This is a genomic window from Photobacterium kasasachensis (assembly GCF_050336885.1).
GTDB lineage: Bacteria > Pseudomonadota > Gammaproteobacteria > Enterobacterales > Vibrionaceae > Photobacterium > Photobacterium kasasachensis.
On the sequence record NZ_JAKJSH010000005.1, the window covers coordinates 202,617 to 222,983 of the forward strand.

Genomic DNA, 20,367 nt, shown 5'->3' on the forward strand with positions numbered 1-20,367 from the left:
AAATTCGTATAAATGATCACGTAGCTTCGCTAAAACAGGGGGGGAATTGACAGTGGCTTTTAGATGGAGCAAGTCAGCAATGATTTGCTGACTTGTTGTTGGAGAGGGGTATATGTCAGCTTATTTATAGGTAAGCTAGTTGAGATTTTCTTTCTTTGTTCACGACACAGAAATTGCCACGTTTGGTGCGGCATTTTGAGCACCTTTCGCACTCTACTGGTGTTCTGTCGCCTTCTTTCCAGCGTTTAATTAAATGCGGTTCAGACAGTAAAGGTCTTGAAAGAGCAAAGTATTGAATGTTGGTTGTATTTGCAATTTCTTCTATCGCATCAATATCCGTTAATCCGCCGACGGTAATAACGGGAACATTGATCTCTTGACTGATAACATGCCCATATTCATGGAAGTAGCCTTCTTGCTGAATGGTATAGCCGTCATAGCACTCGCCAATCATGCTATTCGCCTTACCATGGATATTACCCGAGATGATGATTGCATCCACGCCAATTGCTTCTAATTTTTTACAGATAATGCGTGTTTCATCGAAGGTCAAGCCACCCTCAAAAAATTCAGATGCCGTTAATTTAACTAATATTGGATATTCATCACCGACAAGTTTTCGTATTTCGGCATAAATCTCCAGGAGAAATCTCATTCGATTGTCTAGGCTGCCACCATACTGATCTTCTCTTCGGTTGTAATAAGGACTTAGGAACTGATTGATTAAATAGGTATGTGCTGCATGGATTTCGATACCGTCAAATCCTGATTCTTGCGCTCGTCGGCTTGCTTGAGCAAAGGCCTGGACGATGTAATCTATTTCATCCTGGGTCATCGCTTTGCCTGGTGTTTTTGTGCCTCTTTCACACACTTCACTTGGCGCATAAATCACTCTTTCGCCGACATTGTAAGTGGTTTTTGTGCCACCGTAGGCAAGCTGCATGACTATTTTAGAGTCGTTGTTGTGTACCAACTCAGTAAGCTTTTGGTATTCAACGATAAAGGAATCATTGTACATTCCCATCATGCCGGCATTGGGCTTCTCTTCCTCTACAATATTGGCGTAGCCCGTTACAATCAGACCGACATCTCCTTTCGCGAGTTCTTCGTAGATGGCGTATAGCTTATCCGTCATATGACCTTCTTCAGTCGCCATATTTTCCCACGTCGCGCTTCGAATGAAGCGGTTTTTTAATGTCATGTTGCCAATACGGGTTTCTGCAAACAGAGTACTCAAGTCCAATCCTCTTAAAATCGTTTTGTATTATTCATCAGCCTTATAAAGAACAGCCTTACTTATGTATGTCAGTCCTTTTATCCACTATTGCTATGTGCAGTCGGCAGCGGCAAACATTACCGACTATATAGATGACAATCCTTAATCTGGATTAAGTTAGTGCCATATATATGATTTAAGATCTGTACTTAAAGCGTGATTTCTGCTGTTTAAAAGAAGGGAGGGAGGCTTGTAGTTGGTGTTGATTCTTATTTCGGCTTTTTTGCGCCATATGGAGTGGCTTCGAGAGGGGGCTTGTGGATCTTTTTCTGGTTCCCATTGTTTAAATAAATCAATATCATCGCCACAATCATCAAAGGTATAGGTTTAAAGTGAAATTCAATGGCATATAAAGTACAGGATAAAAGCCAGTGGTCACGTGCAGAGCATTTCAAGTTCTATCAAGGCTTTACTCATCCTTGGTATAACATCTGCACAAACCTCGATGTGACTGAGCTATACAATTATTGCAAGCAGTATGGTCATCGTTTTTCCCATGCTTATCTTTATCTAACGCAACAAGCGCTTAACCAGTGTGAGCCGTTGGCATATCGCATTGTTGGGGATGAAGTGCGCATCTATTCACCAATGTGTGTCAGCGTTGCTTTGCTGGCTAATGACGAAACAGTAAGATTTTGCGATTTACCTCATAAGCCTATTTTTAAACAATTTACCCAGAGCGCGACTGAGGTAGAAAAAAGAATCAAGGATTCATCTTTTATTCTGGAACAGTTTATTGGCAAAGAAATGCGTCAAGATACTATTCATATGACTGTACTGCCTTGGGTCGATTTCACCAGCATGACGCACGCAAGGGATACGAAACATCCGGACAGTATTCCCAAAACAGCCTTAGGGAAGTTAACGCAAGATGGTGAGCACTGGAGAATGCCCTTTTCGATAGAAGTGCATCACGGGTTGGTGGATGGCCTACATGTTGGCCAATTCATTAATACCCTGCAGGGACTGTTCAATCAGCCATCGTTGTTAGATTTGAGTAATTAAAGAGCTGGAAAGTAGCTGAACAGTGACTCATCAGAGCCGCGAGTGCGGCTCTAGGAGTGGATGCTACTAATGGGCACGGACCTGAACACTTTGTTATGCGTTACGAAGAACTAAGTGTCGAAGGGACTGAGACTCTTGGCACCAACTCATGGATTGACTTCAACGGTGATGTGCCTAAGCCGCTGGATTAAGGTGAGCTTTTTATAGCCTAGAGTTGAGATAAGCGAGCTGAGGAAATGTCTGGCCTTGCTATATTAGTGAGGCTAGATAGTAAACGTCTATACATCCTTAGATAGTTTCGTAAGACGTAAAGTAAATAGTTTTTGAAAAAGAGTAAGATCGAACCATCGGATGTGATTTTTATATGTGTCTCACAAATTTATTTCGATTGATTTTACTAAACTGTTGTTCTAAGTATTACATTTAAATGGCAATGCAGTTACTAGGTTACGGCGGTTTTATATGAAAGTAATGGTTCTTTTTACTTCATTATGATAATTGTATTCATGCTTGGTTAGTAGCTGGCTTAATTGTTTGAAGCTATACTTAGTAATGTGTCTTTTAGCATTTGAATAGACATAAGGTTAGAACAATGAAAGGTAAAAAGAAAAGTAAGAAATTAATTATTGCAGCGTTAATAATATTGTCTTGTACTTCGGCTAGTTTCAGCATTAATGCTTGCCCAAATGGTTGGGTTCCTTGTAATAACGGCCATTGCTGCAAGGTTTAGATAAAATGGAAGGGGCGAGTATGGCCTCTTCCATTTTTAACGCTCTGTGAGTATTTTCTATTTCTATTCTCATGAATTTCAAATTACTGGTTTACTCATCTATTAAACTATCTTAATATTTTTGTTTCTAAGCTAATTGTATAATGACAAAGCTAACATGCGTAGTTTAGCCACCGTTAAGAGAATCTAGTCGTATAAATGATATGACATTGCTTGTTAATGAGTCCCATCTTGTTTGTTCTATATTTATTGACATTCTGTGTGTTGTGTAGATAGTAAGTTATTTACTATGGATTTTCTTATTTTTGGTTCAAGGTATTTGTCATTAGCTATTGTTTTAATATATTCATCTCTTATCTCGGTAAAGATATCTGCATTTTTCTTATTATAATGAATACTAATTCTGTATTTGTAGTAGCTGCAATATAGTTCGCCAATATACTTTAAATATTCACTATTCTCGGATATGTTTTTATTTTTTGTTTTGTTGTTGTGGTTGTATTGGTTTATAATGTTGATTATATGAGCATGCGTTTCAGGGTTGTTATTACTCGTCCAATGGTTCTCATTAACTTTTGATGAATTTTCTTCTTTGGTGGTCTTTGTTTTATTAGTTTTATCCTTATTTAAATTAATTGACATGTGTTTAAATTTTTTAGTGATGCTATCAATTTGATTTTCATTGTTTTCATATATCTCAAATATTGAGCTGTGAATATGGTAATCATTGTTTGTATAATGTTCTGATGGCTCAATATGAAATTTTAGCTTAAAGTTATTCTTGTCAGTTTTTAATAATTCGTTTCGGTCTAATAATATGACAGGGTGGTTATCATTATCTTTAGTGTATAGATAGTCTTTAAAGTCAACTATAATGTTGGCAATTTTGTTTTGTTGGAAAATGGATGGAGACAAATCATAAATACTAACATCACACTGGCAATTTTTATCAATTTGCATATCATTACTTTCTTCCAGCATTTTTAATGAGCATGAGAAGTTACTCTTATACATTTTAGAATTGTTGAATGAAATATGGCACATATCTAGTTCTTCAAGCTTAGAATTTGAGATGGTAGAATCGGAAATGTTTGTGTACTTCATTTTTGATTTGTTAATAACAACATGAACTAAATCAGAGCCTTGGAGTTTAGCGAAGGAAAGATCAGCTTCGATAATATTACTAAATTTTACAGTGGAACCTTCCATGTGAGAATGGGTGAAGTCGCTATAGCTTAAATCACTGTTTGTTATTCTTATTTGGTACATTCTGCTGTTTTTGAATTTTGAAAAAAGTAAATTTCTATTGTTGATAGTTATAGGCTCTATAAAATGACAAATTTCTCCACTAAAACTGACACACTTTTTTAGTGTTTGCATGTTTTGTAAATATTCTGAACCTGTTGAATGGGTGATTTCAAATAACTGTGATGACTTTGATAAATCAAATATTTGTTTTTCTGAGACATTAATAAATGGATAAGCTTTGTTAATAAAAGAAAGGCTTTCAGAATAAAACTTTCCTTTTGATAATAATGTTATTAATATTAGTGTTAGAATAATGGCTGATGTTAATGCTACGGTTGGTGCTGATATTTCAATAAACTGCCAAATGTAAATACCTTTAAATTCTTCAGGATTTAAAAATCTCTTGCTGATGGGGCTGTTTTCAGTAAAACACTTGTTGATTATTCTTCTTACAGGTTGTGTCTTCAATGATATCAATGATAGTGCAAAGAAAAAATAGACAATTTCGATATGGTCTAAGTATGAGTAAATGTAATTTAAGTTTGATATAATTTCTAGCTTATATAGAAAAAATGGAGTTTCTATTAAGAGGTATAAGATTAAAACAGAAATGACAAGTGAAGATATTCTTCTACAAATTAAAGACAAAGTCGCTAAAGCCAAAATGTTAATTGTTAAGTCTTCGTAGTCTTTTATAATCTCATGACTTATTACTCTTAAGTTCTTGTCTTCTAAAAACTCAAGATCTATTGACTTTTCTACTATGTCAAGCCATTGATAAATATATGGATGTAAACATACAATTAGCAAATAAAAAATCATAGTGGCAATTATTAACTTTGCTAAAGAAAGGTAAAGAATCTTCGGCTCTTTAGAGTTACTATCAGCACTATCAGCACTATCAGCACTATCAGCACTATCAGCACTATCAGCACTATCAGTACTATCAGATCTAAAGTATACAACTCTCCTTAATACTTCTTTTAATTCGTTAATATTGTCATACTTTTCATGTAAAAGTTCTGGTGTAGATATTCTTTGCCAATAAAGAATTGAAATAAAGTAAGTTGTAGTTACCATTGATAAGTGAAAAATAGTAACTAGTATACTTTGGTAGTCAAGAAAGCGAGCTAATAAATATAGCTGAATAAATGTGGGGATAAATGATATTAAAACTGATATGTTAATGTGAATTAGTAATTGCTCAATAGGCCTGTCATTGATGTATATTCTGTTTAAAAAGTTTGAAGTGATGTTTTCCTTATCTATTAAACTCTCTGTTTGCTTTAAATATTTACAATGTACAAATAATGAAGAGTTAACATTATATGTTAGAAATAACACAAATAATGGGCTAAATATAAAAAAGTTAACCACATCAACATTAAATCCAAGAAAAGGGATAGCATAGCTATCATTTCTCATTAGAAGCTGTAAATCTGTAATGCCTGAAATGGTTATAATAATGAACATCTCTGCAATTAGAAGAAAGATAAATAGGATACGAATATCGTTGGCTGAGCTATTGATTCTATCCTCTATCTCTTTAGGGTTAGAGCCTGATCCATCACTCATGATTATAACCAGTTGTATGATATTTAATATATTACTGTATTATGTCTTATACATTCTTTCATTCTTAATTATGAGACTTACTAATAATATTAGGGTTATATCAACTAACAATATGAATTGCCGATGCTTTTAATATCATTCTGAATAATATGAAAAGTATAATATTTTCTTTATATGTTAATTTAAGCAGTTAACCTTACCTATTCGTTGTTATTCTTTTATAAGGCGTGTTAGAGGTCTAATTGCTAACATATTTTTCCAGCTGTGAGAGTACATATCTCTATGAAAATTAATATCATGTAGATGTTTTACTCCACCATTGAATCCAGAATAGTACGTAAGTACGCAACTCTAGCTCTGCCTCTTAATCAATGCCAATAAAATCATTTTACCTGTTCAGCCCCAAACGTATTACGTTTAAAGCATGTAGTTCGTCATTTCTTATATGAGAGCAGAGGTATATGCGAGCGGAGGGGCGACTTAACTCTAACGATCATTCGAACGAAAAAGATCGAATTGATCACTATTCGGTCTCATTGGTATTGCTTTGGTATTATCTAAGTATTACTTTTGGTCTGCCCTACATACTAAAGGAATAAGTAATGACTAAGACAAATGCAAAGCTGTCATTCATGATGTTCATAGAATGGTTCATCTGGGGAGCCTGGTTTGTTCCTCTCTGGCAGTTTCTCAATACAAATGGTTTCACACCGACTGAGATTGCGTGGTCGTATGCCTGTACGGCAATTGCGGCAATCATTTCGCCAATCTTGGTAGGCTCTATTACCGACCGGTTCTTCCCGGCGCAAAAAGTGCTGTCCGTTATGTTGCTGGCAGGGGCGGTGTTAATGTACTTTGCTGCTCAGCAGACCGAGTTCTCGAGTTTCTTCCCGCTGCTGCTGCTGTACTCGTTAACGTACATGCCGACCATCGCGCTGACGAACAGTATCGCATTCTCCAATGTTGAGGATGTCGAGCGCGACTTCCCGCGGATCCGCGTGCTAGGCACCATTGGCTGGATTGCTTCAGGTATTGTTTGTGGTTTTTTGCCAACCTGGTTGGGTTACGGAGAGATCTCTGCGACCAACATCCCGCTATTGGTTACCGCGGCAAGTTCTGCCTTGCTGGGTGTGTATGCCCTGGTACTGCCAAATACTCCACCAAAGAGTACTGGCAAGCTCAATCTAAAGGTGATGCTGGGCCTGGATGCGTTGGTACTGCTAAAGGATAAAAACTTCCTCGCCTTCTTCGTTTGCTCGTTCATGTTCAGTATGCCACTGGCTTTCTACTACATTTTTGCGAACGGTTATTTAACAGAAGTTGGGATGTCCAATGCGACAGGCTGGATGACGCTGGGACAGTTCTCTGAAATCTTCTTTATGCTGGCACTGCCTTTCTTTACCAAACGCTATGGTATTAAAAAGGTATTAATGCTTGGTCTTTTCACTGCGGCTGTACGCTACGGGTTCTTTGTCTACGGCAGCGCCGATCAGTGGTACCTCTACTCGCTGCTGTTTGCCGGTATTTTGCTTCACGGTGTGAGCTACGATTTTTACTTCGTCACCGCTTATATCTATGTCGACAAGAAAGCGCCTAAACACATGAGAACAGCTGCGCAAGGTCTTATCACACTGTGCTGCCAGGGTATTGGTAGCCTGTTGGGTTACCGCTTGGGCGGCGTATTGATGGAGAAGATGTTTGCTTATCCTGAGCCTCAGAACGGATTGACATTCAACTGGGCAGGGATGTGGGGATTTGGTGCCCTGATGATTGCTGTAATTTTTGTCTTCTTCATGATTTTCTTCCGTGAACCAAGCGGCGAGATCAGTGAAATCAGTGTCGAGACCGACAGTGATGACAAGCAGAAAGCAGTAAAAGCGTAATTACTATTTGGGACCGTCCAGCGTTAGTGGGCTGGGCGGAACTCTTTTATTTTTAAGGTGTAATTGAATGAACAACAATACAGAAAGTCGAATTCTTGGTGCGTTTTACGGTCAGGCCCTTGGTGATTCAATGGGCATGCCTTCTGAACTCTGGCCGCGCACTCGTGTTAAGGCACATTTTGGTTGGATTGACCGCTTTCTGCCAGGGCCTGCGGAGAATAATGCCGCTTGCTATTTTGATGCCTGTCATTTTACCGATGATACCTCGATGGCGCTGGCACTGGCCGATGCCATTATCGAGTGTCAGGGTGAGATAGAGCCTGATGTGATTGCACGTAATGTGATGACATGGGCCGAAGGGTTTGATGCCTTTAACAAGAACGTCTTCGGTCCGTCGTCCAAAGCCGCGATGAAAGCTATCAAAGAAGGGGTACAGATTTCTGATCTGGAAAATAACGGGGTAACCAACGGGGCGGCGATGCGTGTTTCGCCACTAGGCTGCCTGATGCCGACCAACTCGCTGGATGATTTCATTGAGCAAGTCGCTCTGGCATCCAGCCCGACCCATAAATCAGACGTTGCGATTGCCGGGGCAACGGCCATTGCCTGGGCAGTTTCTAAAGCTATTGATGGTGACAGCTGGCAGACTATCTGCGATCAGCTACCAGCTATCGCCAATGCGGCGCAGACCAAGAAAATTACTACTTTCAGCCCGTCGATGGGGGCGCGGATCGAGCTGGCATTGTCGATAGCCCGTGAAGATATCGGTGTCGAAAGTGCAATGCAGAAAATTTACGACTTGGTGGGCGCAGGTACCAGCACTATCGAGTCTGTCCCGGCGGCGATTGGTATGGTGGAGCTGGCAGGTACCGATCCGAATCGCTGTGCCATTTTGTGTGCCAACCTTGGCGGTGATACCGATACTATCGGCGCGATGGCAACTGCGATCTGCGGCGCCCTGAATGGCATCGAGAGCATTGATGCCGGGCTGAAAGTTCAGCTTGATGAAGCGAATCAGCTGGATTTCGGCAAATACAGCACGTCCTTTGCCAAACTGCGTAAACAGAAGGAGCAAGCCTATGCCTCATAATGCGTTATTGCAGCTCATACCGACGCTGAAAAATCAGCGTCAGCTCTGTGTCGTCGGTGCTGCGGTCGTTGATATTGTGGTCGAGACGCCAACGCTACCTGCGCGAGGCGGAGATACCGAGGTGGCCGAAAAGGGGATCCATGTTGGTGGCTGTGCACTCAACATTGCGATAGCGCTTAATCGTCTGGGTATTCAGTCATTGAATGCTTTGCCGATTGGCAAGGGAAACTGGGCGACACTCATAGAAGCTTCGATGGCCGAAAAAGGCGTTATTAGCGAACTTCGCAATGATCAGGCTGACAATGGCTGGTGTATGGCTCTGGTTGAGCCGGACGGCGAGCGGACGTTCCTGTCGGTGAGTGGTGTTGAAAACCAATGGGATCAGGCATTGTTGAATTCATTGCCATTGCAAGAGGATGCGCTGATTTATATCTCAGGCTATCAGCTGGCCTCGGCGTCAGGTGAGCTGCTTGTTTCCTGGCTGGAGTCATTGCCTCGAACGACCGATGTGTTTGTGGATTTCGGCCCGCGGCTTGCTGAGATCCCGGCAGTATTGCTTGAGCGTCTGCTGGTGCTAAAACCAATCGTGTCGCTAAATCGCCAAGAAGCGCAGATTTTGGGTATGGACGATGCCGAGAGCTTTACTCGTTCTTGGTATCAGCGCTATCAATGCCCGCTGATTTTACGCATTGACAGTGATGGCGCGCTATTTGCCGATGCTAACGCCATTGGCTGCGTACTGCCATTTAAAGCTACGGTGATTGATAGCATTGGGGCGGGTGACTCCCATGCAGGTGGAGTATTGGCAGGATTGGCTTCCGGCTGGGATCTTGCCGATGCGGTGCTGCTTGGCAACGCTATTGCTTCTTATGTGGTGAGTCATCGCGGCGGAGATTGTGCTCCTGGTCAGAAAGAACTCGCTGATTACCTTTCTCAATACTAAATGTCGGCGACCATAGTTGCAGAGTGATCACTTCCCTGGGCTCGAAGATTCATTAGCTGTTCATTGGGCCCACCTTATTAAGCAGTAATTAAATGAGCAGTAGCCAACCGGCTACTGCTATTTCTTCGGAACAATAATATGGATTATAAAAACAAAGCCGTCAGAGTTTTGCTGGCGAGTTGCGGCGTGAATTTGTGCATCGGCATTTTGTACGCATGGAGTGTCTTTAAAAATGCGCTGGTGGTTGAATCGGGTTGGACAAATGCTCAGGCATCCTTTCCCTATACGATTTCGATTATCGTGTTGTCGCTCGCCTTATTGGCTGCCGGTTTTGTCCAGGACCGAATAGGACCGCGGAAAGTGCTGATGGCCGGTACCTTGCTTGCGGGAACAGGACTTATTCTCTCGAGTTTTACGCTTTCGCCGCTGCTGTTGAATATTACGTTTGGGGTGATCACCGGTTGCGGGATAGGTTTTGGCTATGCCTGCCTTAATCCTGCTACGATGAAGTGGTTTCACTCATCGAAGAAAGGGCTGGTCAATGGATTACTGGCCACGGCTTTTGGTATTGCATCGGTATATCTGGCTCCATTGGTTACCTTTTTGATTGAAACCTACGGGATCAGCCACAGCTTTCTGGTATTGGGATGTGCACTGATTGCGATAGCCTTCCCGCTGGCATGCACGATAGATAACCCGCCAACCGGATACACGCCCGCCGATACATTACAACAGGGCATCTCTTCAAAAGAGAAGGGGTTATTACAAGACTCTGGTTTGTCTAAAGTGTCTGGATCATCTTCAGCCAGTCAGGATATTCCCTGGCACCAAATGCTGAAACAGCGTGAGTTCTATATGCTGTGGGTGATGTTTGCTTTCGCTTCTGCAGCAGGGTTAATGGTAATTGCCAATATCACCTCGATTGCTGCTAATCAGGCTAACATTACTAGCGCCTCCTATCTTGTGGTGGCATTGGCCTTGTTCAATTCGGGAGGTCGTCTGGCAGCAGGGGTTTTGTCGGACTATCTGGGCGGTGTCAGAACGCTGACTCTGGCCTTTTGCCTGCAAGGCATCAATATGTTCCTGTTTGCCGGGTATGATTCGAATATTCTGATGCTAGTTGGTGCGGCGCTGGCTGGGGTTGGCTATGGCGCTTTGCTGGCTGTGTTCCCATCAATAATGGCAAGCTTTTATGGCTTGAAGCACTACGGGGCAAATTACGGCGTCTTGTATACCGCATGGGGAGTAGGAGGCTTTATCGGCCCGGTATTGGCAGCCGTCGCGGTTGATTTCTCTGGCGAGTATGATGTGGCCTATTATGCCTGCGGTGGTCTGATGCTTATTGCGATAGGTCTGTCGTTGCGGCTTCAGCCGATAAAAGGAAAGCCGATTCAATCTACGCATGTTGCAAAATCACTCTAATTGATGAGCGAATTGGTCCTATCATGGTATGCTTCCCTCAAGACAATCAAATAGTTGGCGACAGTTTATGCCAAAGCTTCGGTTTGGTTGCACCAACCGAGGTGATGAAAGCGAACCAAGATAAAATGAACGATTACAGTAGCTTGATTGAGAACATTAAACAGCGTATTGCGCAGGGTGATAAATCCCCGCTGTATGTGAAGGTAGCTGAAACGGTAAAACAGGCGATTGAGCAAAAGATGCTGGTCGGCGGTGATTTTCTGCCGACCGAACGTGAGCTCAGTGATCTGCTCGGCGTTTCAAGGATCACTGTACGCAAGGCGCTTGATGTGCTGGATAAAGACGGTGTGATTGTTCGATCAAGGGGCTGCGGCACCATGATCAGTGAGACCATGGAATATTCGTTGAAAGAGGCCAAGGGGTTCTCTCAGCAAGTGGTGTTGAAAGGGAAAAAGCCCGATACGCTCTGGATCAAGAAAGATATTATTCCTTGTTCTGAAGAGATTGCCTCGCACCTGAAAATTGCGGTTGATGAGTCTGTCTTCCTGCTAAAGCGTATTCGTTACATTGATGATCAGCCGGTTTCGGTTGAAGAGTCCTATGTTCCTGCCTATTTGATCCGCGATGTCGATGATATTCAAATGTCGTTGTATGACTACTTCCGCAGTCAGAATATCATCCCGACACGCACCCAAAGCCGGGTCAGTGCGCAACTGCCTACCGATGAATTCCTCGAACACCTTGGTTTAAAATCTTCTGTGCCTGTCTTGGTGATTAAGCAAGCGGCCTTTGATACCCGTGGCAAGCCTATCGAGTACAGTGTCAACTATTGCCGTGGTGATATGTACGTGTTTGTTGCCGAAGATTGATAATTTATTCCTCTGGCAAAATCTACCATCCAGCTGAGCTTCATATGCCGGATTGATATTTGTTGTGAGTATCATTCAGAAAATAGAATTATTCACGTGAGTGATACCTGTTGCAGTGCTCTAATTTAGAGCAAAAGCACAACTGGCTAAATATATTTGCATTTCATTGCAATTAATCTCCCTGACCTTCCTGGCGGGGAAACTCCATCACAACAAACTATAAGTAGATAATAATGAAAAAACATATCTTGTTACTCTCTATGCTACTGCCGTTTGCATCACAAGCGTCTGCTGATGCAACGATAACCCCAGAGGCAATTACAGCTGCACAAGTCAGCAGTGTTCAGGCTTCGGAAACCTACACCTATGTTCGGTGTTGGTACCGCCCGGCGGTTAGCCACGATGATCCGGCAACGGATTGGGAATGGGCACTCAATGACGATGGCAGCTACTATACAGTTTCCGGTTACTGGTACTCTTCCGTCTCGTTTAAGAACATGTTCTATACCGACGAGTCTCAGGACAACATCAAACAGCGTTGTGATAAGACCTTAGGTGTCACTCACGATACGGCAGATATTACGTATTTCGCGTCCGATAACCGCTTCTCATATAACCACTCAATCTGGACTAACGATAATGTGTTCCAACCAACTGCGATCAATAAAATGGTCGTGTTTGGTGACAGCCTGTCAGACACGGGTAATATGTTTAACGGCTCTCAGTGGATTTTCCCAAACAGTAACTCTTGGTTCCTTGGCCACTTCACGAATGGATTTGTCTGGACTGAATACATAGCGCAAAACAAGGACATCCCGCTTTATAACTGGGCTGTAGGTGGTGCGGCAGGCACCAACCAGTACGTTGCCCTGACGGGAGTTTATGATCAGGTTACGTCTTATCTGACCTATATGAAGATGGCCAAAAACTATCGCCCGGAAAATACGCTGTTCACCCTGGAATTCGGCCTGAACGACTTTATGAACTATGACCGTGAAGTGCCGGAGGTTAAATCTGACTTTAGCGCTGCGTTGATCCGCCTCACCGATGCCGGTGCGAAAAACATCCTGTTATTTACTCTACCTGATGCAACCAAAGCGCCTCAGTTTAAGTATTCAACTCAGGAAGAAGCGCTGAAGGTTCGCCAGAAGATCGTCGAATTTAACCAGTATATTGCGGAACAAGCTCAGTACTATCAGGACAAAGGCATTAACGTACAATTGTACGATGCTTATTCTCTGTTTGAGCAAATGACGAGCAACCCACAGGAGCATGGCTTCCAGAATGCCTCTGAGCCTTGTTTGGATATCAACCGTAGCTCGGCGCTCGATTACCTGTACAGCCATAGCCTGACAAACGAGTGTGCCTATTATGGTTCTGATTCTTATGTATTCTGGGGAGTGACTCACCCGACAACGGCAACCCATAAGTATATTGCCGACAACATTATTGAAACGGTACTCAAGAAGTTTACCTTCTAAGTAAGCCAAGCCTCTCAATGAAAAGCCTCAGCCGTTGTGCTGAGGTTTTTTTATATCCCCAGGCTTCTTTAAATCGCTGGCCTCACTCTGAATACTGCACCTTGAGGTAGCTTGGATATAAGCTCTGAGCCTCAAAAAACTCTCAAATAACCAAGTAGTCAATAAGTTGTGAAATAAACCAGCACCTTAAGCTTGCTTGGTATTACGGCTTGCTGAGAACACATCAATAATTCAGTGATATTTCCTGTTTTTATCCTTATTTGATGAAACTGATTAATTACTCTAGCGCCTTATTTTATGGGAGGTGTTAGATGGAATTAAAACAGTTGATGGCAGATTTTTGTCAGGACTACGGTATCGATCTGATTGAGCCTAACGACGAGGGCATTGTTACCCTTGCAATCAACCAAGATAGTGTTCGTCTGCATTTGCAGGAGCACAAGGGCTATTTGGTTTTGTTTACTCAGGTTGGCATTTTGCCTGAGGACATCACGGTGAGTCAGCTTAAGCAAATCCTTGCGGCCAACTATTTCTGGCTGGGCACCAAAGGCTTTACGATCTCACTGTCGCCAGAAACCGACATGCTGATAGCCAGCCGCCAGGATTCAATGGAAGTTGTTCAGTACGAAGGATTTGCAGCAATAATTGAAACCGCGGTCGAAGTGGTCGAGCATTGGCGGAAGGTGATGGCCGACGGGTTTAAATCGGTAGAAAGCCAAACCCCGCAACCTGATGTCACAACCATGATGGTGTAGGAGACGACGATGAGCCCTGCACAAGTTGGAAATACCTCGTCAAGTGTCCCGCTGCAAGATTTTATGCAGTATGCCAAGAACTCAGATACTCGCTTGCTGGCCAAAGATGGCACTGTGGTTAAGGCCGATTCAAAAATCGACAGCATCACCAGTCTGGTATCAAGCAGTAAGGCCGAAGCGCTAAAGCAAGAGAATATCACCACAGGCCGCGAGTTTAAGGCGGCGCTGCAACGGGAGCATTCTAAAGATGGTTTGGATGCGTTCAGTCCGCTGGAATACAACCTGCGTAAAGGTGATCCGATTACCCGCCGCAATGTCCAGGAAGTGAAACAGGTGCTACAGCAGCTGAAGATAGATCCGGACGCGTATAAATGTCTTTCCGAATGCTTTAATACGGCGGGCCGGGATCCGCGGATGATTGCGTTGCTGGAGGATTATAAGCCGGGCTGTTTCGACGGCAAGGTGAAGCAGTTTGCCAAGGAGCATGTCGGCAAGCCTGCGACAGATGTCTGGAACGACACCAAAAAAGGAGATATCAGCGGACCGGTTAAGAAGGCAGCCAAGTATGTGCCTGTGATTGGTAATTTTGTCGGTATTGTCGATAAGTGTGTAACTGCCTCCAAAGAGTGTGACAAAGAACTGTTTGCCGGACGTATCGGGAAACTGGCCGAAAAACCAGAGACCCGCAATACCTTCGCTCACAACCTGACCGATGTTCTTTATGAAGGCCATGAAAAGCAGGCGCGCAAAGCGATGTTCTCGACAGCGGTCGATTTTATCTTTATGCCGCTAGGGGCGTTTAATCTTGGTCCTGTCGGTAAGGTGGGCATTAAGCCTATCGTTAATGGCGCTGTTGATTCTGCAGTTACCAATACGGTCGGCAATTTTGCCGCCAAACAAGCCTATTCGCTTGGGCTGACAGGAATTAAAGCGGCGGCGAACCATGTAATACCGGAAGCTGCGGCCAATGAAGACAGTGCCAAGCGGATGGAGATCGGTATTTTGCCTCGTTTGGAAGCAACCCATAACGGCAAGGAGAAATCGTTCGAGCTGACCGACACCAGTACCGTTCGGGCTCTGCTTCGGTATCTCGGCCCGGCAGAAAATACCCACATGAGCAAAGACGACTTTGGTTTTGAGCCGAGCGATGAAGACAAGGAGCTGGAGCTGAACCGGATGGTATTGAAAACCATGCTGGGCTCAGAGCCGTCTGAAGAGCTGGAGTTTGGTTCGAAAACTGGCCGGAAATCAGACAAGGCCTTGCTGTCATTGATGAACGATCAAGACGGTGTGTTAGGCCGAGTTATTGATGGCGTGAACACCGGCAAGGATCCGCACTTTGTTCGTGACGAACTTAATCAGCAATTTCAGTATGTGAAGAAGGATGGGGTTCCAAGCTATCTTCGCATGCTCTACCTATCAGAGGGATGGATGCGCCCCTAACGGATTATACGGAAGCTGTTCGTGACACAACAAATTCGCCCCGTTAGGCGTTTCAAATCTTTGTAGCCCAAAGCGACCACAGGCATTGCCATTGGTCGCTTTTTTTTCTCAAAACATGATTCCAACTTATTTGAGGTTTTTTTGAGGATTTATGAAGTGGGCAATGTTGCAATAACTTCTTGAATAATCGGGGTGAATTTATCAATGGCGACACTGGCATCAAAGCTCGACGCGTTTGTTGAAACACATGATATAGCCGTGCAGCAACTTGACGGTATCGAAGTGTTATTAATCCAAAACACCCTGGTGCAGGTGGATGTCAGTAAAGGCGTTGCATCGGTCGCATTTATGTTGCTGCCAGATGAAAGGCAGCAGCCTGATAAGCTCTGCCGCCAGTTATGCGCAGTACTAAAAAAAATGGCCTGGGTGGCACAGCATACTCAGGTCGAGCTGATGGTGGAATCGGATCACTCCAAGCTGACATTGCTGCAGCGCCTGACAAGAGACGGTGAGCTGACTGGCGATCGCAGTGAGGCCGTTGATCTGGACGGGAGAATAGAGCAGTTGTTGTGGGTTGTAGACGTTATGCATGAATTGACGGGGTCGGAACAACAACTGACGGTGCCGTCAGCTACCTCTGTGGCAGCTAACAATATGGTGTTCGTCTGATGCTTGAGTGGGGATCGAAATGCTTGTCTGAGCTTTTGTTTAAACGGTTGTCTAAATGGTTGCGGTTATCACCAAGGAGGCCGAGGGCATTATCCATCTCTATTTTGCTGTTGCTCTGTGTGGGGTTCTTATCTTCAACACCGGCCTGGCCACAATCTTTACCGCGTAGCGGTTATCAGCATATCGGACAAGACGAGCCGCTGGCTGATGTGCTGAAAGGGTTTTCAGCCAACTACCGATTATCAGCCGTTGTCAGTGAATGTATTAGTGAAAAGTTCAATGGACAGGTCGCGGCCTCAACGGCGGAGCATTTTTTAAGTCAGCTACAGGCTGCATTTGGCTTTATCTGGTTTCGCTATGGCAACACGCTTTATTTTAACTGCGGCAGTGAAATGCAGACAAAGGTGCTGACCTTGAAACGGATGTCACCGGCTGCGCTGAAGCAGGCCATGGGGCAGGTTGGTTTGGATCTGGACCGTTTTGGCTGGCGTTCATTGCAAGACAAGGGGCTGTTGCTGGTATCGGGTCCGCCGCGGTTTGTAGACATTGTCGAGCAGGTGGCCACCGGATTGGACGAGCAGGCCAAGGTCAAACAGGCAGAAGAGCTGCAAACCTATGTCGTTCCTCTGTACTTTGCCTGGGCGGGGGATCGTCAGGTCGGGGATGGCAAGACAGTACCTGGGGTCGCAACGACACTGCGAAAGCTAATGGGGTACAACTCGCAGGACTCTATCGGCCGGATCGAATCGGATGAGAGCCGTAATGCGGTATTGCTAAGAGATACCCAGTCAAATATCGATCGCTATATTCGAATGATCCACGCAATGGACAGGGCCCTTAAGCAAGTTGAAATTGGGGTCACGATCATTGATATCAAGGAAGACGCACTGGAGGAGTTCGGTATTGACTGGGGAATCAATGGCTCGTCGGGCAGTTTGAGCTATCAAGGTGGCGTCATTAGCGGCGTACTGGGGGACGGGCTCAATCTCTCCACCATTATCGGGGCCAATATTACCGGTGTATTGTTCCGCCTCAAGGCGTTAGAGAGCCAGAGCAAAGCGCGGATGCTGTCTCGGCCTTCCTTGCTGACCCAGGAAAATACAGAAGCTGTGCTGGATAACAGCGAGACATTTTATGCCCGAGTGACATCAAAGGAAGACGCGCAACTGGTGCCATTGACTGCCGGGACGAAACTCACTGTTACCCCAAGGGTTATCCCTGATAAGACGGGCGATGTGGTCAAGCTTGATATCCAGATCACGGATGGCAAAACCACTGACGAGCGCGTCGACAACCTGCCGACAATTAAGGGCAGTTTCATCAAGACGGAAGCGATGGTGAGAAAGGGCCAGAGCTTGCTGATTGGAGGATATTTTGTGGATTCGGAAACAATGGGAACGGACAAAGTGCCTGTGTTGGGGGACATACCGATGATTGGGGCGCTTTTCAGCCAAGAGAAAACCACAACCAGCCGAATGGTTCGCCTTTTCCTGATCCGGCCAAAAGTGTTGGAGCCCGGTTTGAATAACCTGGCCGAAGCCCGCCAGCAATATCCTGAATTAAGGCAAATCGTGCCGGGAGTTGCCGAGGTCGAGGCGCTGGAGCAAGCCTTTGTCTCTGGTTCTACACATCATTTATATAGGTAACGGGCATGACAAGGTGGAAATTAAAAGTGCTGTCCGGCAGCCATGCCGGGGCCGAAATGGCAACCGAGCAAACTAATATTGTTTTGGGTTCAGACAGTGCACGTGCCGATTGCGTGTTGTCTGATTGTGGTTTTGCCGCCGTTGCTTGTCAGCTGACCCTGACGGATACCGATCAGGTAATAAAAATCTTGGCAGACCAAGTCTGGTATCTGAATGGAAAACGACAGTCAGCCGGTATTGCCCGTATCAAGCCTTATCAGGTTATTCAGGTCGGGGGAGTGGCGTTTGCTTTCGGGCCATCGGATGTTGTGTGGCCGGTACTCACTGTTCCTGTTGTTAGTCGCCGCCGAATCCCTTGGGCTGGTATTGCCTTGTCTGGGGTTTTGGTAGTCGGCAGTTTGTCGGCATCGCTGGTGGTGTCGACAAAGTACGCCAAAGCACGAAGGACAACAGCGGCTCAGCTATTGGAACAGCTGGACTATTCCTCGGTTTCCCTGCAGCCACTCAACGACCGCTTGCTGTTGTCAGGGTATGTCGAAGACAGGGAAAGTTTGCAAGTGTTGAAAAATACTCTTGCCGAGTCTCAGCAACCCATTGAATGGCAAGTTTATCGCGTAGATAGCGTACAAAACGCCGTGACGACCTGGCTTGCCCAGCATGACATGGCAGGCTTGGATGTGGCGGTTGATACCCAGGGTGTCGCCCACATTAAAGGGGTGCTGAAAGACGGCCTTGAACTTGCCAAGATCTCTAACAGTCTGCAAGACGATGTTCAGGGGCTTACCCGGACGGATTGGCAGACCGCCCGTATATCAGGCTTGATCGGTTGGCTTCAGCAAGCTATCCGACAACAGAATTTACCGGGGTTGATGGTGGCTGAATCTGACGAGCATATCTATCTGACGGGTAAGCTGGCAGAGCAGGAGAAGCCGAAACTGACAGCGTTACTCGAGCGAGCTGCCGAGCAGTTTGGGCATCAGGTGCCAGTGAAATATCAGGCTTTCTTATTGCCAGACAGCCCATTGCCGTCTATCCGGGCGGTGAGCCTGAGTCGAACACCGTATGTCGTGATGTCCGATGGTCAAAAATACCTCACCAGCGCTGTGATCGGGGATGGTTATACGATTCGGGAAATTACCGATGAAGGGATCGCAATAGCCAAACATGGCAAGCAGTGGTGGTTACCGACAGGAGGTTGAATGTTTTCAGATACCACTTTATTAGAGCAGCATTTTTGTCAATTTGAGCGGGCATTGGCACAGGTCGAAAATCGGCTGCTTGAGCCTATGCTACCTGCACAGTTTGCTCAGATGGTGCGTTGGCAGCAGGCATTGAAACTGGCTGTCAGTCATATTCTCGACCAAGAAATAGCGAATAATATCAATGATAAAGGAAGGCTGAATTATGAATTTCGATACCATCAACCAGGGGCTCGGCAAGATAATGGAAGCCAAGGATACCGAGCTGACTCGCTTCTCGACAGAAATGGATCCGGGCAAGCCGGAAGATCTGATGAAATTTCAAAAGATGGTCAGCGAGTGGTCAATGGTGATGGGGCTGCAAAGTGCGACGATAAAATCAGTACGCGATGCGCTGCAGGGCATTATTCAAAAGATGTAGTACAGGGTTTGGCCAATCTCGCGTTGCTTTTTGGCGGTCAGGCTCGACTCAAGGATGCCGAGACTTTGCTGGCACCGATACTGGAAAACCATGGTGATGACAGCGAATTGTCTCCGGCAGACAGCGAACAAAGGCGATACCAGCGCAAGGTTGCCACCATCATTCAGGCAATGTGCCTGTGTGAAGTCAATGAGATGCATCAGGCTCAGGCGGTATTGAAAAAAGAAGGCGGTCCTGAAAATCAGGTGCTCATTGCAATGATCCACCTGTTAGAAGGTGAACGCTATTTGGCTGGTGAAGTCCTGGGAAGAACAATATTGCCGATGGCAGATGCGTTAATTCCCGTTAGCGAGCAATTGATCAAGGAGCTTAACCATGGTTGATCCCGTCGCCCCGCTGCAATCATCATTTGTGTTACCGCAACAAAGTGTTTCCAGTGTGAACCTAGAGCAGTTGTTCACCCAACAGCTTGAGCAAAGCACCCAGCCGATGGGCGATGCCATGGTCGAGGGAATTCAGACAATTCGCAACGATTTGGATGTTCAGGCAGACCAGATCCAAAGTCGCCTGAACGACAACCCTGAAATGTCTCTGCATGATTTGATTCAGGTCCAGATGGACTTGTCGCGTCTGGTTTTGGTTGAGGAAACGCTGGCCCGCTCCGTCAGCAAATCGAGCCAGAATATAGATACCCTGCTAAAGAGTCAATAGT

Annotated in this window: 18 protein-coding genes; 16 read left to right on the forward strand and 2 right to left on the reverse strand. The window is 44.8% G+C overall.

All coding sequences use genetic code 11. From position 1 onward, the window contains the following. Positions 1-124 precede the first annotated feature (124 nt). Positions 125-1,237, reverse strand: coding sequence for an NADH:flavin oxidoreductase (locus L4D19_RS05285; protein ID WP_428451546.1), 1,113 nt, complete (start codon positions 1,235-1,237; stop codon positions 125-127). A 381-nt stretch (positions 1,238-1,618) separates the two neighbouring features. On the opposite strand from L4D19_RS05285, the gene L4D19_RS05290 reads away from it, so the two are divergent. Then, positions 1,619-2,281: a CatA-like O-acetyltransferase gene (locus L4D19_RS05290; protein WP_428451547.1), complete on the forward strand. Its 663-nt coding sequence runs from the start codon at positions 1,619-1,621 to the stop codon at positions 2,279-2,281. A gap of 56 nt (positions 2,282-2,337) precedes the next feature. Beyond that, positions 2,338-2,472, forward strand: coding sequence for a hypothetical protein (locus L4D19_RS05295; protein WP_428451548.1), 135 nt, complete (start codon positions 2,338-2,340; stop codon positions 2,470-2,472). Between the two features lie 785 nt (positions 2,473-3,257). Here L4D19_RS05295 and L4D19_RS05300 read toward each other — a convergent pair. Next, complete coding sequence (locus L4D19_RS05300; RefSeq protein ID WP_428451549.1) at positions 3,258-5,834, reverse strand: pentapeptide repeat-containing protein; 2,577 nt, start codon at positions 5,832-5,834, stop codon at positions 3,258-3,260. 602 nt (positions 5,835-6,436) lie between these two features. Here L4D19_RS05300 and L4D19_RS05305 point away from each other — a divergent pair. From L4D19_RS05305 to sctI, 14 genes are all read left to right on the forward strand, one after another. After that, the gene (locus L4D19_RS05305) at positions 6,437-7,717 is read left to right on the forward strand and encodes a nucleoside permease (RefSeq protein ID WP_428451550.1); all 1,281 of its coding nucleotides are present in this window, start codon (positions 6,437-6,439) and stop codon (positions 7,715-7,717) included. A 67-nt stretch (positions 7,718-7,784) separates the two neighbouring features. Next, on the forward strand, positions 7,785-8,807 hold the full coding sequence (locus L4D19_RS05310; RefSeq protein ID WP_428451551.1) for an ADP-ribosylglycohydrolase family protein: 1,023 nt from the start codon (positions 7,785-7,787) through the stop codon (positions 8,805-8,807). Then, positions 8,797-9,750, forward strand: coding sequence for a PfkB family carbohydrate kinase (locus L4D19_RS05315; protein WP_428451552.1), 954 nt, complete (start codon positions 8,797-8,799; stop codon positions 9,748-9,750). Before L4D19_RS05310 ends, L4D19_RS05315 begins: the two co-directional genes overlap by 11 nt. A 138-nt stretch (positions 9,751-9,888) precedes the next feature. After that, positions 9,889-11,172 carry an L-lactate MFS transporter gene (locus tag L4D19_RS05320; RefSeq protein ID WP_428451553.1) on the forward strand — a complete coding sequence of 428 codons (1,284 nt, stop codon included), beginning with the start codon at positions 9,889-9,891 and terminating at the stop codon, positions 11,170-11,172. A 104-nt stretch (positions 11,173-11,276) separates the two neighbouring features. Continuing rightward, positions 11,277-12,041, forward strand: a complete 765-nt coding sequence (locus L4D19_RS05325) for a GntR family transcriptional regulator (protein ID WP_428451554.1) — start codon at positions 11,277-11,279, stop codon at positions 12,039-12,041. Positions 12,042-12,274: 233 nt separating this feature from the next. Next, the gene (locus L4D19_RS05330; protein ID WP_428451555.1) at positions 12,275-13,522 is read left to right on the forward strand and encodes an SGNH/GDSL hydrolase family protein; all 1,248 of its coding nucleotides are present in this window, start codon (positions 12,275-12,277) and stop codon (positions 13,520-13,522) included. 311 nt (positions 13,523-13,833) lie between these two features. Beyond that, positions 13,834-14,277 carry a type III secretion system chaperone gene (locus tag L4D19_RS05335; RefSeq protein ID WP_428451556.1) on the forward strand — a complete coding sequence of 148 codons (444 nt, stop codon included), beginning with the start codon at positions 13,834-13,836 and terminating at the stop codon, positions 14,275-14,277. A 9-nt stretch (positions 14,278-14,286) separates the two neighbouring features. Continuing rightward, entirely contained in the window at positions 14,287-15,720 is a 1,434-nt protein-coding gene (locus L4D19_RS05340) for a hypothetical protein (protein ID WP_428451557.1), read from the forward strand. A gap of 204 nt (positions 15,721-15,924) precedes the next feature. Further along, entirely contained in the window at positions 15,925-16,389 is a 465-nt protein-coding gene (locus L4D19_RS05345) for a hypothetical protein (protein WP_428451558.1), read from the forward strand. 119 nt (positions 16,390-16,508) lie between these two features. Further along, positions 16,509-18,035 (forward strand): type III secretion system outer membrane ring subunit SctC, encoded by a 1,527-nt coding sequence (sctC, locus tag L4D19_RS05350; protein WP_428451559.1) that lies wholly within the window; start codon positions 16,509-16,511, stop codon positions 18,033-18,035. 5 nt (positions 18,036-18,040) lie between these two features. Continuing rightward, positions 18,041-19,234: a type III secretion system inner membrane ring subunit SctD gene (sctD, locus tag L4D19_RS05355; protein WP_428451560.1), complete on the forward strand. Its 1,194-nt coding sequence runs from the start codon at positions 18,041-18,043 to the stop codon at positions 19,232-19,234. Positions 19,235-19,439: 205 nt separating this feature from the next. Then, a complete protein-coding gene (locus tag L4D19_RS05360; protein WP_075761812.1) occupies positions 19,440-19,655 on the forward strand; it encodes an EscF/YscF/HrpA family type III secretion system needle major subunit in 216 nt (71 codons plus the stop codon). Between the two features lie 8 nt (positions 19,656-19,663). Next, positions 19,664-20,038 (forward strand): hypothetical protein, encoded by a 375-nt coding sequence (locus tag L4D19_RS05365; RefSeq protein ID WP_428451561.1) that lies wholly within the window; start codon positions 19,664-19,666, stop codon positions 20,036-20,038. Continuing rightward, on the forward strand, positions 20,031-20,366 hold the full coding sequence (gene sctI / locus L4D19_RS05370; protein ID WP_075761814.1) for a type III secretion system inner rod subunit SctI: 336 nt from the start codon (positions 20,031-20,033) through the stop codon (positions 20,364-20,366). Before L4D19_RS05365 ends, sctI begins: the two co-directional genes overlap by 8 nt. Position 20,367 lies beyond the last annotated feature (1 nt).

Bases quoted from the DNA above. Each gene is read 5' to 3' on its own strand.
- L4D19_RS05290 (WP_428451547.1), top strand. From the start codon at position 1,619: ATGGCATATAAAGTACAGGATAAAAGCCAGTGGTCACGTGCAGAGCAT.
- L4D19_RS05300 (WP_428451549.1), bottom strand. From the start codon at position 5,834: ATGAGTGATGGATCAGGCTCTAACCCTAAAGAGATAGAGGATAGAATC.
- L4D19_RS05305 (WP_428451550.1), top strand. From the start codon at position 6,437: ATGACTAAGACAAATGCAAAGCTGTCATTCATGATGTTCATAGAATGG.
- L4D19_RS05310 (WP_428451551.1), top strand. From the start codon at position 7,785: ATGAACAACAATACAGAAAGTCGAATTCTTGGTGCGTTTTACGGTCAG.
- L4D19_RS05315 (WP_428451552.1), top strand. From the start codon at position 8,797: ATGCCTCATAATGCGTTATTGCAGCTCATACCGACGCTGAAAAATCAG.
- L4D19_RS05320 (WP_428451553.1), top strand. From the start codon at position 9,889: ATGGATTATAAAAACAAAGCCGTCAGAGTTTTGCTGGCGAGTTGCGGC.
- L4D19_RS05325 (WP_428451554.1), top strand. From the start codon at position 11,277: ATGAAAGCGAACCAAGATAAAATGAACGATTACAGTAGCTTGATTGAG.
- L4D19_RS05330 (WP_428451555.1), top strand. From the start codon at position 12,275: ATGAAAAAACATATCTTGTTACTCTCTATGCTACTGCCGTTTGCATCA.
- L4D19_RS05335 (WP_428451556.1), top strand. From the start codon at position 13,834: ATGGAATTAAAACAGTTGATGGCAGATTTTTGTCAGGACTACGGTATC.
- L4D19_RS05340 (WP_428451557.1), top strand. From the start codon at position 14,287: ATGAGCCCTGCACAAGTTGGAAATACCTCGTCAAGTGTCCCGCTGCAA.
- L4D19_RS05345 (WP_428451558.1), top strand. From the start codon at position 15,925: ATGGCGACACTGGCATCAAAGCTCGACGCGTTTGTTGAAACACATGAT.
- sctD (WP_428451560.1), top strand. From the start codon at position 18,041: ATGACAAGGTGGAAATTAAAAGTGCTGTCCGGCAGCCATGCCGGGGCC.
- L4D19_RS05360 (WP_075761812.1), top strand. From the start codon at position 19,440: ATGAATTTCGATACCATCAACCAGGGGCTCGGCAAGATAATGGAAGCC.
- sctI (WP_075761814.1), top strand. From the start codon at position 20,031: ATGGTTGATCCCGTCGCCCCGCTGCAATCATCATTTGTGTTACCGCAA.